General features: G+C 74.4%; 13 protein-coding genes, 1 tRNA gene and 2 pseudogenes. 8 read left to right on the forward strand and 8 right to left on the reverse strand.

The genetic code is table 11. The annotated features are described in order from the left end of the window. Positions 1-35: 35 nt before the first annotated feature. Genes ACZ7LB_RS22735 through ACZ7LB_RS22755 form a run of 5 tightly spaced genes read right to left on the reverse strand, consistent with a single transcriptional unit; the run spans position 36 to position 3,502 of the window. Positions 36-1,286 (reverse strand): beta-ketoacyl-[acyl-carrier-protein] synthase family protein, encoded by a 1,251-nt coding sequence (locus ACZ7LB_RS22735; RefSeq protein ID WP_471470671.1) that lies wholly within the window; start codon positions 1,284-1,286, stop codon positions 36-38. Continuing rightward, positions 1,283-1,855 (reverse strand): beta-ketoacyl synthase N-terminal-like domain-containing protein, encoded by a 573-nt coding sequence (locus tag ACZ7LB_RS22740; protein WP_471470673.1) that lies wholly within the window; start codon positions 1,853-1,855, stop codon positions 1,283-1,285. The genes ACZ7LB_RS22735 and ACZ7LB_RS22740 overlap by 4 nt, the downstream gene beginning before the upstream one ends. Beyond that, the gene (locus tag ACZ7LB_RS22745) at positions 1,852-2,988 is read right to left on the reverse strand and encodes a beta-ketoacyl-[acyl-carrier-protein] synthase family protein (RefSeq protein ID WP_471470674.1); all 1,137 of its coding nucleotides are present in this window, start codon (positions 2,986-2,988) and stop codon (positions 1,852-1,854) included. The genes ACZ7LB_RS22740 and ACZ7LB_RS22745 overlap by 4 nt, the downstream gene beginning before the upstream one ends. Next, the gene (locus tag ACZ7LB_RS22750; protein WP_161229398.1) at positions 2,985-3,245 is read right to left on the reverse strand and encodes an acyl carrier protein; all 261 of its coding nucleotides are present in this window, start codon (positions 3,243-3,245) and stop codon (positions 2,985-2,987) included. The genes ACZ7LB_RS22745 and ACZ7LB_RS22750 overlap by 4 nt, the downstream gene beginning before the upstream one ends. Further along, entirely contained in the window at positions 3,242-3,502 is a 261-nt protein-coding gene (locus tag ACZ7LB_RS22755) for an acyl carrier protein (protein ID WP_161229399.1), read from the reverse strand. The genes ACZ7LB_RS22750 and ACZ7LB_RS22755 overlap by 4 nt, the downstream gene beginning before the upstream one ends. Before the next feature lie 81 nt (positions 3,503-3,583). Here ACZ7LB_RS22755 and ACZ7LB_RS22760 point away from each other — a divergent pair, with 81 nt between their 5' ends. Then, positions 3,584-4,219, forward strand: coding sequence for a 4'-phosphopantetheinyl transferase family protein (locus tag ACZ7LB_RS22760; RefSeq protein WP_471470676.1), 636 nt, complete (start codon positions 3,584-3,586; stop codon positions 4,217-4,219). A 23-nt stretch (positions 4,220-4,242) separates the two neighbouring features. On the opposite strand, the gene ACZ7LB_RS22765 is transcribed toward ACZ7LB_RS22760, so the two are convergent. Next, the gene (locus tag ACZ7LB_RS22765) at positions 4,243-5,691 is read right to left on the reverse strand and encodes a class I adenylate-forming enzyme family protein (RefSeq protein ID WP_471470678.1); all 1,449 of its coding nucleotides are present in this window, start codon (positions 5,689-5,691) and stop codon (positions 4,243-4,245) included. Between the two features lie 597 nt (positions 5,692-6,288). Here ACZ7LB_RS22765 and pabB point away from each other — a divergent pair. The 5 genes from pabB to ACZ7LB_RS22790 all read left to right on the forward strand — a co-directional run bounded on the left by pabB (position 6,289) and on the right by ACZ7LB_RS22790 (position 11,704). After that, positions 6,289-8,673: an aminodeoxychorismate synthase component I gene (gene pabB, locus ACZ7LB_RS22770; RefSeq protein ID WP_471470679.1), complete on the forward strand. Its 2,385-nt coding sequence runs from the start codon at positions 6,289-6,291 to the stop codon at positions 8,671-8,673. Positions 8,674-9,053: 380 nt separating this feature from the next. Next, complete coding sequence (locus tag ACZ7LB_RS22775; RefSeq protein WP_471470680.1) at positions 9,054-9,902, forward strand: aminotransferase class IV; 849 nt, start codon at positions 9,054-9,056, stop codon at positions 9,900-9,902. Positions 9,903-10,033: 131 nt separating this feature from the next. Beyond that, positions 10,034-10,336, forward strand: coding sequence for a chorismate mutase family protein (locus ACZ7LB_RS22780; RefSeq protein ID WP_471470681.1), 303 nt, complete (start codon positions 10,034-10,036; stop codon positions 10,334-10,336). Between the two features lie 214 nt (positions 10,337-10,550). Next, complete coding sequence (locus ACZ7LB_RS22785; protein ID WP_471470683.1) at positions 10,551-11,192, forward strand: maleylpyruvate isomerase family mycothiol-dependent enzyme; 642 nt, start codon at positions 10,551-10,553, stop codon at positions 11,190-11,192. A 439-nt stretch (positions 11,193-11,631) separates the two neighbouring features. Continuing rightward, positions 11,632-11,704, forward strand: a tRNA-Arg gene (locus ACZ7LB_RS22790). A 108-nt stretch (positions 11,705-11,812) separates the two neighbouring features. Here the strand turns inward: ACZ7LB_RS22790 and ACZ7LB_RS22795 are convergent. Beyond that, positions 11,813-12,687 (reverse strand): annotated as a pseudogene (locus ACZ7LB_RS22795) (tyrosine-type recombinase/integrase); the annotation flags it as partial. 114 nt (positions 12,688-12,801) lie between these two features. Between ACZ7LB_RS22795 and ACZ7LB_RS22800 the strand changes: the two are divergent. After that, a pseudogene (locus ACZ7LB_RS22800) lies at positions 12,802-13,109 on the forward strand (hypothetical protein); the annotation flags it as partial. Between the two features lie 360 nt (positions 13,110-13,469). On the opposite strand, the gene ACZ7LB_RS22805 reads toward ACZ7LB_RS22800, so the two are convergent. After that, on the reverse strand, positions 13,470-14,156 hold the full coding sequence (locus ACZ7LB_RS22805) for a hypothetical protein (protein WP_471470685.1): 687 nt from the start codon (positions 14,154-14,156) through the stop codon (positions 13,470-13,472). 224 nt (positions 14,157-14,380) lie between these two features. Between ACZ7LB_RS22805 and ACZ7LB_RS22810 the strand changes: the two genes are divergently transcribed. Continuing rightward, positions 14,381-16,540, forward strand: a complete 2,160-nt coding sequence (locus ACZ7LB_RS22810) for a restriction endonuclease (RefSeq protein WP_471470687.1) — start codon at positions 14,381-14,383, stop codon at positions 16,538-16,540. The last annotated feature ends 95 nt before the right edge of the window (positions 16,541-16,635 follow it).

Genomic DNA, 16,635 nt, shown 5'->3' on the forward strand with positions numbered 1-16,635 from the left:
TCCTTCTGCTGCGTGGGCGGGGTCGGGGCGGGTCCTCAGTCCGGCGCCCCCGCCGGTCCGAGGACGAGGCTGACGTTGTGTCCGCCGAAGGCGAAGGAGTTGGAGACGGCGGCCCGGACGTCGGCCTCCCGGGGGGCGCCGCGGACGTGGTCCAGGGCGCACTCCGGGTCCGGGTCGTCGAGGTTCGCGGTCGCCGGGAGCCGTCCGTCGCGCAGGGCGAGCAGGGTCGCGACGGCCTCGACCGCCCCGGCCGCGCCGAGCGGATGGCCGATGTGGCCCTTGATCGAGCTGACCGCGGGCCCGTCGTCGCCGAAGACGGAGCGGACGGCCCGTGCCTCGGCCAGGTCGCCGGTCCTGGTGCCGGTGCCGTGCGCGTTGAGGTAGCCGATGTCACCGGGCGCCAGGCCCGCGTCGGCCAGGGCCAGGCGCATCGCCGCCGCCGCTCCGGCGCCGTCCGGCCGGGGGGCGGTCGGGTGGTGGGCGTCGCTGGTCGCTCCCCAGCCGAGCACCCGGCCGCAGGGGGCGGCGGAGCGGGCCCGGGCGTGGGCGGCGCGTTCCAGGACGAGGACTCCGGCGCCCTCGGCCAGGACGAAGCCGGACCGGTTCCGGTCGAAGGGCCGGCTGGCCGCCCCGGGGTCCCCGGTCCCGGCGCGGGCGAGCGCGCGGGCGTTGCCGAAGGCGGTGACGGCGGAGGGCGCCAGCGACGCCTCGGTACCGCCGCAGACCACCACGTCGGCGGTGCCCTCGCGGATCAGCCGCAGCCCCTCGGCCACCGACATCGCCCCGGCGGCGCAGGCGATGGCGATGGAGCTGCTGAGGCCGCGGATGCCGTGGCGGATGGCGATGCGGGCCGACGGCATGTTGGGCAGCATGCCGGGCAGCAGCGCCGGGCTGACCGCGATCCGGCCCCGGCCGCTCCGGGCGACGGCCTGTTCCTCGTAGGTGCTGAGGCCGCCCGCGCCGGAGGAGACGATCACCGCGACGCGTTCGGCGTCGACATTCTGACCGATCGTCAGTTTGCTTTCTCCCAGGGCCTCTTCGGCGGCCAGGAGGGCCATCAGGATGAAGCGGTCGACGGAGCGGGCCTCGTTGCGCGGCAGGACGTCCAGGGGGTCGATGACCGGGACGACACCGGCGACGTCGGCACCGGTCGCGGCCCACTCCTCGCCCTCCAGCCGGCGCAGCCCGGAGCGCCCGGCGGCCAGTCCGTCGCGGAACGCGGGCACACCGATGCCGAGGGGCGTGACCAGGCCCATGCCGGTGACCCAGACCTCTTCACGGCTCATGACGCGGCCTCCATCGGCTGTGCTGCGGGGCGGACGAGGAGCGCCTCGGCGCCGCCCGGTCCGCCGTCGGCCGCGACCTGCTCCACCAGCAGGACGAGCGCCTCGTCGGCGTCGCCCCCGAAGACCAGGAAGCGGGCGATGTCCAGGGCCTCGCCCAGCGGGTCGCCGGTGGCGTCGTCCGGGCTGAAGCAGATGACGGGGCCCGCCAGTCCCCAGCGCTTGGCGATGTGCCCGACGATCGCGTTGGGCACGGACTGGAAGAACAGCAGGGGCGCGGCGGGGCGGCCCGCGTCCACGGCGGCGGCGGTCGCGGTGTGGGTCTCCAGGTCGCCGCCCCGGCTGCCCAGGACGACGGCGGTGCGCCCGGCGCGCAGCCGCTGGGCCGCGTCCAGCTCCTCGCGGTCCCCGTGGGACGCCCAAAGGCAGCGGTCGGCGGCCTCGGCGGCCATGGGGCCGAAGTCGGAGACGACGAAGCCGGTGAGCGGCGGCGGCGGTCCGGTGTCGTCCGCGCCGGGCCAGGTGGCCCGGGCCAGGATCTCGGCGTCCCGCGGGTGCGGGCGGGGGGTCATGGCGCACTCACCACCCATGCGGTGTTGGCTCCGCCGAAGGCGGCGTTCAGGCTGAGGGCGTGCCGGGGCTCGGCCCGGCGGGGCTCGCCGACGACGAGGTCGAGGCGGCAGTCGTCGTCCGGGCCCCGGTATCCGGCGTTCACCGGGAACGTCCCGTGGCGCAGCGCCAGCAGGGTGACGGCGAGTTCGAGCATCCCGGAGGCCTCCAGCGCGTGTCCGTGGAGGGACTTGGTGGAGCTGACGGGGACGCGGTCGACGTCGTCGCCGAGGGCACGGCGCAGCGCGGCGGTCTCGGCGGCGTCGTTGTGCGGGGTGCCGGTGCCGTGGGCGTTGACGTAGCCGATGTCGGCGGGGGTGAGCCCGGCCTTGTCCAGGGCGGCCGTGATGGCGCGGGCCATGCCGCGGCCGCCGGGGTGGGGCTGGCACACGTGGTGGGCGTCGCCGGCCAGTCCCCAGCCGGCGAGGACGCCGAGCGGGCGGGCGCCGCGCGCGGCGGCGGTGGCCCGGGACTCCAGGACGACGGCTCCCACGCCGTCGCCCAGCAGCAGTCCGCGCCGTCCGGCGCTGAAGGAGCGCAGGGCGCCGTCCGGGGCGAGCGCCCGTCCGGCGGAGAACAGGGCGAAGTTGTCCTCGTCGACGAGGTAGCCGGCGGCCACGACGACCCGTTCCTCCAGGCCGCCGCGGATGCGCGCGGCGCCCTCCGCGAGGGCGGTGGCCGCCGCGACGCAGGCGTTGGTGTAGGTCCGGGCGGGGCCGCGGAGGCCCTGGGAGCGGGCCAGTTCGGCGGCCGTGTCGGAGATCGCCGTCTTGCCCTGCGCGGCCAGTGGGCGGCGGGCGACGGCGGGGTCGGCGTGGCGGCCGAGCAGCAGCGGCGCCTGGGCCCGTTCCGGGGCGCCGAGCCCGGCCTGCGCGCAGGCGTGGTCCACGACACGGGCGAGTTCCGCGTCGAGGTCGGCCGCGTCGGGCAGGGTGGCGGCGGCGTCGGTGCGGTACCGGTCGGCGGCGAAGCGGGTCACCGGGGCGAACGCGGCCCGGCCCGCGGTGAGTCCGGCCCAGAGGGCGTCCTCACCGCGGCCGAAGGCGCTGGTGACGCCGAGGCCGGTGACGACGACCTCCCGGTCCCCGGCGCTCATGACCCGCTCCCGCCCGGGGGGACGGCGGCGAGGGCGCGCTCCAGCACGTCCACGGCGCCGGCCACGCTGTCCATCGCCTCCAGGGCGTCGTCGTCCAGGTCGAGCCGGACCCCGTAGCGCTCCTCCACCGCGTGCACCAGCCAGGCCAGTTGCAGGGAGTCGATGCGCTCGCCCACGTCCTCGGGGGCGCATTCGCCCTGCTGGGCCAGCAGGGCGATCACGTCCTCCCGGCCGGGGGCGACGAGGGGGCCGCTCATGCCGCGCCCGTCGCGGCCATGCGTCCCTCGACATCGGCGACGAAGCCTCCGACGGTCATGTCCTGCATGCCCTCGACGTCGTCGTCGGAGAACTTGACGCCGAACTCCTCCTCGACCTGCATGACCAGTTCGGCCGTGGTGAGCGACTCCAGCTCCATGCCGCCGTCGCCGATCGGGGTGGCGTCCGTCACCCCGGAGACGTCGATGTGCATGGCTTCCAGGGTGTTCACTACGAATTCGCGCACAGGGGCACTCATGACAGAACTCCTTGTTCGATGTTCGTCTATGTGTTCGGCGCACGGCTGTCGCCGGCCACGGAAACGGGAGGGGGAACGACGGTGTCTCGGGTCGAGGTGTGGCTCACGGTCCCGGTCGGGGACCAACGGCCGCACGCCCGCGCCCTGTTGCGGCGCGCCGTCGCGGAGGTGCTCGGGGTCAGCGCCGCCGCGGTGCTGGTCGGACGGGGGCCCGGCGGGCGCCCCTGGGCGGCGGCACCCGGCGGGTCACGAGCCCGCCCCGCGCCGGTGGTCCACGTCAGCGTGAGCCACACCCGCGGGCTCACCGCGGTCGCGGTCAGCACGGGCGGCGAGGTCGGGGTGGACGTGGAGGCGGCGCGCGCGCTGCCCGCGCTGGGGATCGCCCGCCGCTGGTTCGGCGACGGGGAGGTGCGCTGGATCGAGGAGCACGACCCGGCCGCGCGGCCCCGCGCCCTGCTGTGGGTGTGGACGCACAAGGAGGCGCTGGGCAAGGTGACCGGCACCGGGCTGTCCCGCGGCGGGCTGCTGCGGCCGGTGCCGCTGCCCGCCTCCGGCGTGCCGGACCGGGGCGCGGAGCACCCCGTGCTGCGGGAGACCGCCCCGGGCGCCGGACTCACCAGCGCCGCCCCGGCGGCGCCCGCCGGTCATCTGCTCTGCGTCGCCGGAGGTCCGGGGACCGGGGGACTGACCGTGTCGGTGCGCCGCGTGGACGGCTGAGCCGCGGTGCGCCGCCGCCCGGCTCATGCCCGCTCCGGCGCCGCGCGCAGGGCCGCCGGGTCGCGCACCGGCTTGCCCGTGGTGGTCCGGGGCAGGGCGGTGACGGCGTGGATCCGGCGCGGCCGCTTGAAGCCGGCGACCCGCTCGGCCAGCAGCCCCTCCACGGCGGCGGCGGTGACATCGTCGTCCAGCACGGCGTACGCCTCGATGGCGCCGTCGTGCACGACCACGGCCTCGCGGACGCCGGGCAGTCCGGACAGGGCCCACTCGACCTCGGTGAGGTCGACCTTGAGGCCGCCGACGGAGACCTGGGAGTCGAGCCGGCCGAGGATGGTGAGCAGCCCGGTGTCCGGGTCGATGCGGGCCGCGTCGCGGGTGCGGAGCCAGCCGTCGGACCAGCGGTCCGGGTCGCTGAGCCCGAGGTAGGGGTTGGTGGCGCGGCGCACCAGGAGCTGGCCGTCGACGACCTTGACGCCGATGCCGGGGGCCGGCCAGCCGGCGGCCGGGCGGTGCTCGCCGGAGAGGTCGGTGGCGATGACGCCCATCTCCGTCATCCCGTACACCTCGCCCAGCGGCACGCCGTAGCGGGCGGCGAAGGTCTCGGCGACGCCGGGCCGGACCAGTTCGCCCGCCGTGATCGCGCGGACCAGGTGGGGCAGCGGCGGCGGGGCGGAGACCGAGCCGAGGAGCTGGGCGTGGAAGGGCACGCCCATGATGACGGTGGGGGCGGAGCGGGCCGCCACGGCGTCGAGGATGCCGTCGGCGGTCGCCCGCTCCGGCAGCACGATCTCGATGCCCGCGTGCAGGCTGTGCAGCAGGCCGGCCATCAGGCCCATGGCGTGGATCAGGGAGTTGAGGACGACGACGCGGTCGCCGGGACCGGGCATGCCCTCGATGCAGGTGTAGCGGCGGACCTCCTCGGCCAGCTCGGCGGCCGTGCGCCCGATCACCTTGGAGGGGCCGGTCGAGCCGGAGCTGAGCTGGACGAGGGCGTGTCCGGTGGCGGCCGGGCGGCCGTCGGGGTACGGCTCGACGACGGCGTCGACCACGTGGTGGCCGCGCAGGCTGCCCTGTCGCACGGGGCCCGCCGGGCGGACGACGAACTGCGGGGCGACCCGGCCGAGCGCCCTGCCGGTCTCGTGGCCGGTCAGCCGGTGGTCGAGCAGGATCACCTGGGCGCCGACGCGCCAGGCGGCGAGCATCCCGGTGATCAGCGGGAGCGAGGGGGGGAGCTGGAGCGCGACGGAGCCGCCGCGGCCGAGGCCGGCGCCGGTCAGGACCGCCTGGTGGGCGTCGACCTCGCGGCGGAGAGCGGCGCGGTCCAGGCGTTCGCCCAGGTGGACCGCGGGAGCGGAGTCGCCGGTCGCGGCGCCGAGAAGTAACTCGTCGACCCAGTTCCCGCCGTCGGTATCCGGCCTGTCAGGATTCGGCTCATTTGCCTCGACACCGAACTCTGCGAAATCGCTGATCACGAAACGGACATCCCCCCGGCGTACGGCTGATTCACCTCTGTCGGCTCAGCAGCTCCGCATCCTAAAAGCGATCACGCGCACACTGTCAAGACCGGCGGCACGACGTGACGACCATCTCACGGAATGGCCAATTCCCCTCTCCGTCGATTCCGGTGCATCGCGCATATACACCCGTCGCGATCCGGGCAGATGGCATTTGACAGAACGTGTAAGCCCGGTACGGTCTCCCAATGTCGAAAAGGGGACGGGGCCGGCTCCCGTGCTCCCTGGCCGCACAGAATCGGGGGGACATGTCGGATATTTTGCGAAGTAGCAGGTTCTTCGCACGCCCAGGAATGGCCGATTACCTCCGATATGCCCGGGGTTACGGACTGTCGACCTGACGGTCACCCGCCCTCCCGTCCCGCGGACCGCCACCGCCCCGTTCACGCCAAGATCGCGTCGGGGTCCGATGGAGTTCACCCCGTTCGGTCCTCGCGTTCCCTTTTGGCTTGAACCCCGTCTGTTTCCCCGCGCGCCATCGCGCGCCGGCCCGGCATGGCCAGACTTCGACACCATGGCTCGAATTCGTCCCTGCCGCGATCTCGTGAGGTGAGTATGCGCACTCTCCTGGTGGATAACTACGACTCCTTCACCTTCAATCTGTTCCATCTCCTCGCGGAGGCGAACGGGCAGGAGCCAGTCGTGGTCCGCAATGATGAGCCAGGGTGGAGAACCGGCCAACTCAAGGATTTCGACAATGTCGTCCTGTCCCCCGGGCCCGGAACCCCGGGGCGTCCCGGGGACTTCGGGATCTGCACCGACATCGTGCGCGCCGCGGACCGCCCGGTCCTCGGTGTGTGCCTCGGCCACCAGGGGATCGCCCTGCTCAACGGCGCCCCCGTGCTCCTCGCCCCCGAGCCCCGGCACGGCCGCGTCTCCCCGGTGGAGCACCTCGGCACGGACCTCTTCGCCGGGATCCCCTCCCCCTTCGACGTCGTCCGCTACCACTCCCTGACGGTCGGCGACCTGCCGGCGGACACCCTGGAGGCCACCGCCTGGACGCCGGACGGCATCCTGATGGGCCTGCGCCACCGCCGTCTGCCGCTGTGGGGCGTGCAGTTCCACCCCGAGTCGATCTCCAGCGAGCACGGATTACGCCTGGTCCGGAACTTCCGCGACCTCACCGCCCGCTGGCAGCAGGAGCACGGCGGACGCAGGACGGCCGCCCCGGCCCGGCCCGCCCGCGCCACCGCCGAGGAGAGCGCCGCGCCGCCGAGACGGCTGCGGGTGCTCACCGAGGAACTGCCGACCGCGTGGGACCCCGAGGTGGTCTTCGAGGAGCTGCTGCGTGGCGGAAACCATGCGTTCTGGCTTGACAGCAGCCGCGCCGACGGCGGCCTGGGGCGGTTCTCCGTCATGGGCGACGCCTCCGGCGAACTGGCCCGCGTCGCCTCGGCGGACGTCGCCTCGGGCACCGTCACGGTGATGACGGGCAACCGCGCCACCGGGGAGCCGTTCGCGACCCGGCGGGACTTCCTGGACTGGATCGACGAGGACCTGCGCTCCCTCCGGGTCGACATCCCGCCGCTCCCCTGCGACTTCGCCCTCGGCTGGGTCGGGTACCTGGGCTACGAGCTCAAGGCGCAGTGCGGCGCCGGCCCCGTCGTCCACCGCCCGGAGGAGCCCGACGCCACGATGGTGTTCGCCGCGCGGGCCCTGGTCTTCGACCATCTGACCGGCACGACGCATCTGCTCGCGCTGGCGCCGGGGGACGGGGCGGACGGCGCCCCGGACGCCGCCGGTGACCCGGGCGTTGCGGGCGTCCCGGGCGGTACCGGTGCCCCGGGCGGTGACGGTGCCGCCGGCGGTGCGAGCGGCGTGGACGGCGCCGGCGGCGCGGGAGTCCCGGGCGGCTCGGGTGTCCCGGGCGGCTCGGGTGTCCCGGGCGGCTCGGGCCGTGCGGAGGGCGCGGACGGCGCGGACATGGGGTCCGGCGCGGGCGGGGCGGAGGCGGAGGCGCGCGGCTGGCTGCACACCACGGCCGAGCGGCTGCGCGCCCTCGCGGGCCAGGACCCCGCGCCGGTCGTCCCCCCGCAGCCCGTCCACGCGGACGACCTGCGGCTGCGCCACGACCGGGACGCCTATCTGGAGCGCATCCGGCGCAGCCAGGAGGACATCACCGCGGGCGAGACCTACGAGGTCTGCCTCACCAACATGGTGCACAGCGAGACCAAGATCGACCCCTGGGACGGCTACCGCTTCCTCCGCCGCGCCAGCCCCGCCCCCTTCGCCTCGCTCCTCCTCTTCGGGGACCTGTCCGTCCTCAGCACCTCCCCGGAGCGGTTCCTGCGGATCGGCGCCGACGGGCTGGCCGAGTCCAAGCCGATCAAGGGCACACGCCCGCGCGGCGCCACCACCCAGGAGGACGAGGCGCTCCGGGCGGACCTGCGGAGCAACGAGAAGGACCGCTCCGAGAACCTCATGATCGTCGACCTGGTCCGCAACGACCTCGGCCGGTGCGCGGAGGTCGGCTCGGTCCATGTGCACAAGCTGTTCGACGTGGAGACCTACGCCACCGTCCACCAGCTCGTCAGCACCGTGCGCGCCCGGCTGCGGAAGGACACGACGGCCGTGGAGTGCGTCCGCGCGGCCTTCCCCGGCGGCTCGATGACCGGCGCCCCCAAGATCCGCACCATGCAGATCATCGACGCCCTGGAGGAGGGCCCCCGGGGCGTCTACTCCGGCGCGATCGGCTACTTCTCCCTGTCCGGCGCGGCCGACCTGAGCATCGTGATCCGCACCGCCGTCATCACCCCCACGGGCATCCGCTACGGCGTCGGCGGCGCCATCGTCGCCCTCTCCGACCCCGACGCGGAGTACGAGGAGACGATCACCAAGACGGCTCCCCTGCTGCGGCTCCTGGACACCGGCTTCCCCGGCCGGGAACCCCGTGAACTGCCCACCGCCGCCCGCCCGGTCGCGGGCACGGTGTCCCCTTGAGCACGGCACCGGCGCGGGGGGCCGGGGAACGGCTCCACGTGTTCACCCGGGCGGGGGAGCTGCGTGAGGTGGAGGGCGGGGAGGGAGGTCCCTCGGGGCCGCCCGGGTCGGCTGCGTCGCTCGGATCGCCGGGGGTGCCCGGGGCGCTCAGGTCTCCGCGGGCTCCGGGAGGCCCCGGGGTGCCGGGCTCGCCGGCGGTCTCCGGCTCACCAGAAGGCGGTGCGGGGGGCCGGGCCGGGGCCGACGGACCGCCCCGCCCGGACGGTGCGAGGCACGGCAGCGGTACGCGGGACCGGGACGGTGGCGGTACGCGGGACGGGGACGGTGCGCGGCACGCGGGTGGTGCGTGGGACCAGGACGGCGTACGGGACTTCGACCGTGTGCGGGACCGCGACGGCGCGGCGCCCCGTACAGGCCCCGCCGCCCCGGCGCCATCGGGGCTTCCCGGGCCCACCGCGCCCCTCGCCCCCGCCCCGCCCCCGGAGCTGCTCGCGGCGGACTCCTGGCTGGTCGCCGACGGCGCCGTACGCGCCCTGGACCGGCACGAACAGCGCTTCGCCGCCTCCTGCGCCGCACTCGCCGGGCTCCCCGCACCGCTCCTCGGCGCCTTCTGGGCCGCCATGACGGAGCTGCTGCCGCGGGGCCCCGGCACATGGTTCCCCCGCGTCGAACTGGAGCGGGCGGCCGGGGACGCCCACCCCGACACCGTCCATCCCGGCGGCGTCCGCCTGCTGTACCGGCGGCGCCCGGCGCCGCCGCTGCGGGAGACGACCCGGGTCTGGGGGACGACCGTCCCCGACCCCCGCGGGAACCCCCGGCACAAGGGGCCCGACCTGGGAACCCTGGCCGCCGTACGGGGCAGGGCAGCGGCGGCGGGAGCCGACGAGGCGCTCCTGGTCTCCGCCGACGGTGTCGTGCACGAGGCCGTCAACTCCTCCCTGCTGTGGTGGGAGGGCGACGTGCTGTGCCACCCGGCGGCGGAACTGCCCACCCTGCCCGGCGTCACCGCACGGCTGATCACCGAGGAGGCCCGGCGAAGGGGCGTCGAGGTGGCGCACCGCCGGTGCCGGCTGCCCGCCCTGGCGGGCCGCGAGGTCTGGGTGACCAACGCCCTGCACGGGCTGACTCCCGTCACGGCCTGGGCGGAGAGCACCCTCGACACCGGCGAGCCGGCACGGGCGGCCGGGTGGCGGGCCTGGCTGGAGGCCCTCCGGACCCCACTGCCGTAGCACCGCGCCCGCCCCCGCTCACCGCGCCACTCCGCTCCCCCACTCCCCCACTCCCCCACTTACCCCCGTCCACCGTCCCCCGTCCCCCGTCCCCCGTCCCCCGTCCCCACCGTCAGCGAAGGAGCATCCCCTTGTCCCTGCCGCGACAGCAGAGCACCGCGTCCCCGTCCACCGCGCAGCACACGCGCATGGCGGAGATCGACGCCGCCATCATCACTCTCGTACGGCAGCGCCTGACCGCCATGACCGAACTGGAGGACCAGCGCCGGAACGGCAGGGCGCCGCGCACGGAACTCGCCCGCGAGAACGCCGTCTTCCGCCGCTACGAGACGGAACTCGGCCCGCTGGGAACCCGGTTGGCCATGCTCCTGACGAGCACGAAGGCCCCCGGGGCAGCCGCGTCCGGCGCCGCCCACGACACCTCGGCCGGCTGACCCCGGGCAGCGCCCCGGCCCCCGCCCGGCGACCGGACGGGGGCCGCGACCGGACGGCGGCACGGAGGAGGGTCCGCGGACCCGCCGGACGGAACCGCGGCGCGCGGCACGAGGAGCCCGCCGGAACGAATCCCGCACCGAGCGATGAGTTCACCGTCGATCCGGAGTCACCCCTACCGCAAGGGCAGGGAACGACCACCGAGGAGCGACGGCCATGCGGCATCCGGAACGCGTGAGGGAAGTCTGGGAGATCGTCCACACGGAGCGCGCGGCGCTGATCCGGGACCTGGAGGATCTCGACGACGCGTGCTGGGAGCGCCCGTCGCTCTGCGAGGGGTGGACGGTCCACGACGTCGCCGCCCATCTGGTCGACTCGGCGCGCACGACCCGTTCGGGCTTCGTGGCCGGCCTCGTCCGCGCCCGCTTCGACTTCCACCGCCAGAACGCCCGCGGGGTGGCGCGCGAGCGCGGTGCGACGCCACGGGAGACGCTGGCGCGGCTGCGCGCCGTGGCCGCGCGGACGACGGCCCCTCCGGGCCCCCTGGACAGCCGCGTCGTCGAGGAGATCGTCCACGGCGAGGACATCCGCCGCCCGCTGGGCCTCACCCGCGCCTACCCCCGGGAGGCCGTGGTCCGGGCACTCCGCCACCAGGCGGGCACCCCGGCGTCCTTCGGCGGCGCGAAGGAACTGCTGACGACGCTCCGCCTCAGGGCGACGGACACCGACCTCACCATCGGCAAGGGCCCGGAGGCGACCGGCCCGGCCCTCGCCCTGCTCCTCGCACTCACGGGCCGCGAAACGGCCCTGCCCGACGTGCACGGCGAGGGACGCGACAGACTCACCCCCCGAACCTGACCCCCCACACCCCAGGAGCCGGGCCGCCCGGCTCCGGGCCCACGGCCTCGGGCCACGCCACGGCCACGAGGGGCAGCCGTTCCCCAGCCCCGGCCCCGGTCTCTCGTCCCCCGCCCCCGGATCCCACACGCCCCGGACACCCACTGGCCACTCAACTCTTCAGGCCCGGCCGCACCTCGAAACGGGACGCACCACGGCAGCAGAGCACTCGGCCCCCCGAGCCACCCCGACGACACCCGCCGCCCCGGCACCGCACATCTCACACACCGCACGTCCCCGGGGCAGACCCCCGCCCCAACACCATCCGCTACGCTGTCCCTGGTCAGGAACCAACGCCCACAAGCTCCACCGGGCACCCACCGGCTCCTGCCCAGCGGGCTTGTCAGTCCTTGCCGAGGATCCACACACTGGACCCTCGACAAGGCCCCTCCAGGCCCTCGCCTCCGTAGCTCAGGGGATAGAGCACCGCTCTCCTAAAGCGGGTGTCGCAGGTTCGAATCCTGCCGGGGGCACAGCCAGAAGGGCCAGCTCAGGAGGGGTTTCCTCCCCGGCTGGCCCTTCGTCGTTCCCGGGGTCGTGCCACACGCGTGCCCCTAAATGCCACGCGGATGCCACATCCCCTACCCGGAGGCCCCTCCCCCGCCGTCGCGGATCACGGCCCCGAGCCGGTCGGCGATGGCCCGGTCCCGGTCGCTGGTCATGTGCTGGTAGATCAGGGCGGCCCGAGAGCTGCTGTGCCCATCCGCGTCATCAGCTCCCGTGTGCTGGCCCCGGCCGTCGAGGCCAGCGTGTTTCCCGTGTGCCGAAGGTCGTGGAAGTGCAGCTCGGACGTGACAGACGCAGCCTTCCAGGCCTTGATCCAGTCGCCCCGGAAGCTACTCACCGCAGTTGCCCACCCTGCGGCCCGACGAAGACGTACCCGTCACGGTCGGCAGCGGCGAAGTGCTCCAGGTGGTGCGTGACCGCTTCGAGCAGTTCGGCAGGGAAGGAGACGGCGGCATCCCAGCCGCCGACTTCGGCGCCTTGTCGAAGAGCCGGCCGTCCTGTAGCTCGGCGGCACGGCGCACTGTGACGGTCGGCCCCTCCAGGTCGATGTCCCGGCGTCGTAGGGCAGCCAGTTCCCCGAACCGCAGGGTGATGAAGGCCGCCAGAAGCATGAGCAGCCGGTAACGCGGCCCGATCGCGTCGACGATGGCGAAGACCTCCGGCACCGTGAGGACCGGTCGCTCGGCACGTCGTCACGGTCCACTCCCTTGATGCGGCAGGGGTTGCGTCGGATCAGCTCGTCGTCAACGGCATTGTGCGTCAATGCGCGGAGGAGTTGGTACGCCTTGACCACCCTCGGCTCACCGACTCCTTCCGCAGGGACCTTGCCACGCCAACTGCGGACTCCGGCCGTCGTCCCATCGGCTACGCTCCCTGCCCCGAAGACGGGCAAGATGTGCAGCCGGATCACCGACTCATTGCTCTCGCAGGTGCGGTCGGCCAGCTTCCGCACCGGTCACCGCGGAACTCTTCACCGACACCCGGCCGGGAGCCCACCCGTGTTGATGACAAGCCCACCCACGGCTATTGGTGCGAGTGCTGGACGAAAGGGCCCGGAGAGACGGTGGAAGGGCCGATCCTCCGCGACTCCTTCGACGCGTACTCGGTACCTCAAGGAGACAGATGGGTAGCGGTCGCCCTCCGCACGATCTCACCGGCGCTTGACCCTGACGCCTCGGACGAGGCATGGGTACGGCTCCACGACGGGCGCACCGAAACCAGGCGGGCCCTGCTGCGCAGGAGCTCTGCACGGTAACCATCACCCACGTCGGCACCCGCATCACCTGGACCATCCGCCCAGTGTTCTCCCTACCGCTCGTACACCGACAGGACGTCGAACTCCCCGCTTGTGCCGACGACTTCAAGCCTCATAGTCACAGACTGAGTCACAACTCTCTTTACAGGCCCAAGATGGCTCGCTCCGCCCACCGCGCGCGGCCAGGTCCCCGGCCAGGCCTGCGCTCCTGTCTCCGCCCCGCTCCAGCCCGGTCGGTGCCCGTGCCTCGCACTCGTCAAGCCTCATGGCTCGCGCCGCGCGCGAGAAGACAAGCGGGACTGCCGCGGAGCCGGATGACACCCGGCCCGGCTTGCTGAGAGGCCGCACGGAAGGACGGCGCAGCGCCCGAGCCGTATCCCCAGGAAATTCCGCGAGGACATCGTGCGGAACGCTCGCGACCGCTGGCCCGGCGTCACGTATCGCCCGGCACCCCCGAGAGCGTGCGCCGTGAGCCATCAGGTGAGTGTTCCGGAGAGCCATGTGCTCCAGACATGCCGGGTGTTCGGTATCTCCGGACGGTCGAGGAGCCACAGCACGTAGCTCGCGTGGAGCCGTGCCGCTGGATGTTCCGAGCGCTGGGCCCCGTGGAGCCTGTCGCGCAGCTCGTCCCCGTCCACTGCCCGGGCGACGCGCACGTACTCACGGTCCTTGCAACGGTAGGTCCGCCGAACCGCCAGGTCGACCAGGTCGACCAGGTCGACCAGCTTCGCTCGCAGACGCTGATCGTGACCGGTGGCGGCCAGGTCACGGATCAGGGACTGTTTCGCGCCCCAGGCCTTGGCGTGCTCCGTCCACTCCAGTGGGTAGCGTGCCTCCCACTCCAGGAAGAGCAGCGCGAGGGGCAACCGCGGCCACGTGCTGATCTCCCCGTGGGCGTAGTCGCTCCCGCTGTACAGCGCTCCCGGGAAGCACTGGCCGCTGGCACTGCGGTAGGTCCGCATCCTGGCTCCGAACCGCAGCCCGGGGAAACGGCCTTCGTTCAGCCGGCCGAGCGCGGCCCCGGCCGCCCCGCGGGCTCCGGCCTGGCGGGCAAGGGCGGCAGCGCGCTCAGCGGGGTCCGGTGACACCAGGCCGTGGGCCCACGCCAGATCCTCGGCCCACCCGTGGTCGTCGTCGATGCCCAGGCCTGCCGCTTTCGTCATGGGAAGGATCATCTCGTGAGCGTGCACACGACCACTACTCAATATGCCCGGCACCGGTCGGGGGGCTGTCGCTGCGGCCGCAACGCACCGCCGCCGCCCGTCACCCCCCGCACGGGCATGGGCCCGGCCCCCCGTCGCCCACTAAAGTCGGTTCATCACAGTCGGTATGGGGCCAGGGGCTGGCGCGCGCACGCCTTGTCGCTGGTGGGGAGGGCCTGTAGAGCATGAGCCGTCGCTCCAATGGTTTGGTCGGGATCTGGGCCGAGGCACAGCGTCAGCAGCAACGTCAGCGCGAGGCGCAGGCGCGGTTCGAGCGGGAGCGGGAGCGGCGGGAGCGGGCCCGGCAGCGGGAGGCGGCCCGCAGCCAGCGCGAGCAGAAGGCGGCGTACCGGGAGCAGCGCGAGGCCGAGGCGCGGCGGCGCACCGAGGAACTCGACGCCCACGTCGGGGCGTTACAGGGGCTGCTCGCCTCGGGGTGCCGTGCCCCGGCCTTCCGCGCCTCGGCGCTGACGCAGGCGGAGCGCGTCGAGCCGTTCTCCCCGGGGCAGCTCGCGCGGCCCCTGCCCATGCCGGACCCGGACCAGCCGCGGTACCAGCCCCAGGGCGGCGGCTGGACCGCCTCGCGCCGCGCCCAGGCGCAGGCGGAGGCCCGGGCCAGGTTCGAGGCGGACCACCGTGCCGCGCAGGACGCCGAGGCCCGGCGCCGCCACCAACTGGACGCTTACCAGCGGCAGTACCGGCAGTGGGCCGACGCCCGGCTCGGGGAGATCCGCCGGCACAACGCCGGGGTCGCCGAGATGACGGCCGGGCTGCGCGAGGGGGACCCCGGTGCCGTGGTGGAGTACTTCTCCGCCGCCCTGTACGCCTCGACCGGCTGGCCGGACGACCTCCCCCGCCAGGTGTCGGCGGCGTACGACTCCGGCGCGCGCCAGTTGGTGCTGAACTGGGAGCTGCCCCGGTACGACATCGTCCCGGAGGCGAAGTCGGTGCGGTACATGATCAACGCCGACCAGGAGAAGGAGTCGCCCCGGCCGGTCACCCAGCGCCGCGCCCTCTACCGCGACGTACTGGCCCAGTGCCTCCTGCTGGTGCTGCGCGACCTCTACGCGGCCGACGAGTTCGGCGCCCTGGACTCGGTGGCCCTGAACGGGTTCGTGGACGACCACAACCCCACGACCGGCCGGCGCGCCCCCATGTTCCTCGCCACCGTCATGGCCCCCCGCGCCGCCTTCGCCGAACTGCACCTGGAGCAGGTGAACGCCGTCACCTGCCTGGTCGACGGCTTGCGGGGACAGCTCTCGGCGCGGCCCGACCAGTACGCGGCCGTGCGGCCCGGCCGGGTTCCCGAGGACGTCGGCGACGGTGTCGTCACCCACGGCGGCGACGAGGAGCCGGACCTGTACGCCATGGACCCGCTCGCCTTCGAGGCGCTGGTGGCGGAGCTGTTCCGGGCGATGGGGATGCAGGCCGTGACCACCCAGCGGTCCAACGACGGCGGGGTGGACGTCGACGCGCTGGATCCGGCGCCGATCCGCGGCGGCAAGATCGTCGTGCAGGTCAAGCGCTACCGCGCCACGGTGCCGCCGACGGCCGTCCGCGATCTGTACGGCACGGTCCAGGACGCCGGTGCCAACAAGGGCGTGCTGGTCACCACGTCCGGGTTCGGCCCCGGCTCGCACACCTTCGCCAACGGCAAGCCCCTGGAACTCGTGGCGGGCCCGGAGCTGGTCGACCTGCTGCACCGCCACGGGCTGCGCGGGCGGCTGGGCGACGGCGCCTCTCCCGCCCCCGCCTCCCCCGTCCCCGCCCAGCGCACCGCCCCGGACAGCGGCGGCAGCGGCGGCAGCGGCAGCGGGGGCAGCAGCAGCAGCGACAGCCGGGCCGACGGGGCCGGCACCGACGACCACAACGTGCTCGGCATGTTCTGGTCCGGCGGGGTCGCCCTGGACGTGTGCGCGCTCGTCTGCCACGGGGGCCGGGTGCTGGACGACGACCACTTCGTCTTCTTCAACAACCCCCGGACCCCCGACGGCGCCGTCCGCGCCCTCTCCCCCGTCGCCCCCGACAGGGCCGCCCTGCGCGTCGACTTCGACGCCCTGCCGTCGCGCGCCGACCGGCTCGTCGTGATCGCCGCGGTCGACCCCGCCGTGGACCCCTCGGCCGACCTGTCCGGCTTCGCCGACGCCGGTATCCGGCTGCTGGACTCCGGCGGGACCCCGCTGGACCAGTTGGAGGTATCCGACGGCCGGCCGGGCGAGACCGCCCTCGTCCTCGGCTCGTTCCGCCGCCGGGCGAACGGCGACTGGGACTTCGTCCCCGGCGGCAAGGGCTACCGGGGCGGCCTGGAGGAACTGGTCCGGGAGTACGGCATCGACGTGGAGTAGGCATCGCCGTGGAGTGGGGCTTCGGCTCCGGCGGCGGTACGGCGGTCGTCGGGCCGGGGACGCGGGCGCCGACGCGGCCGTCCCTGCGGTTGCCG

It is taken from the genome of Streptomyces sp. NPDC107521, assembly GCF_055598485.1.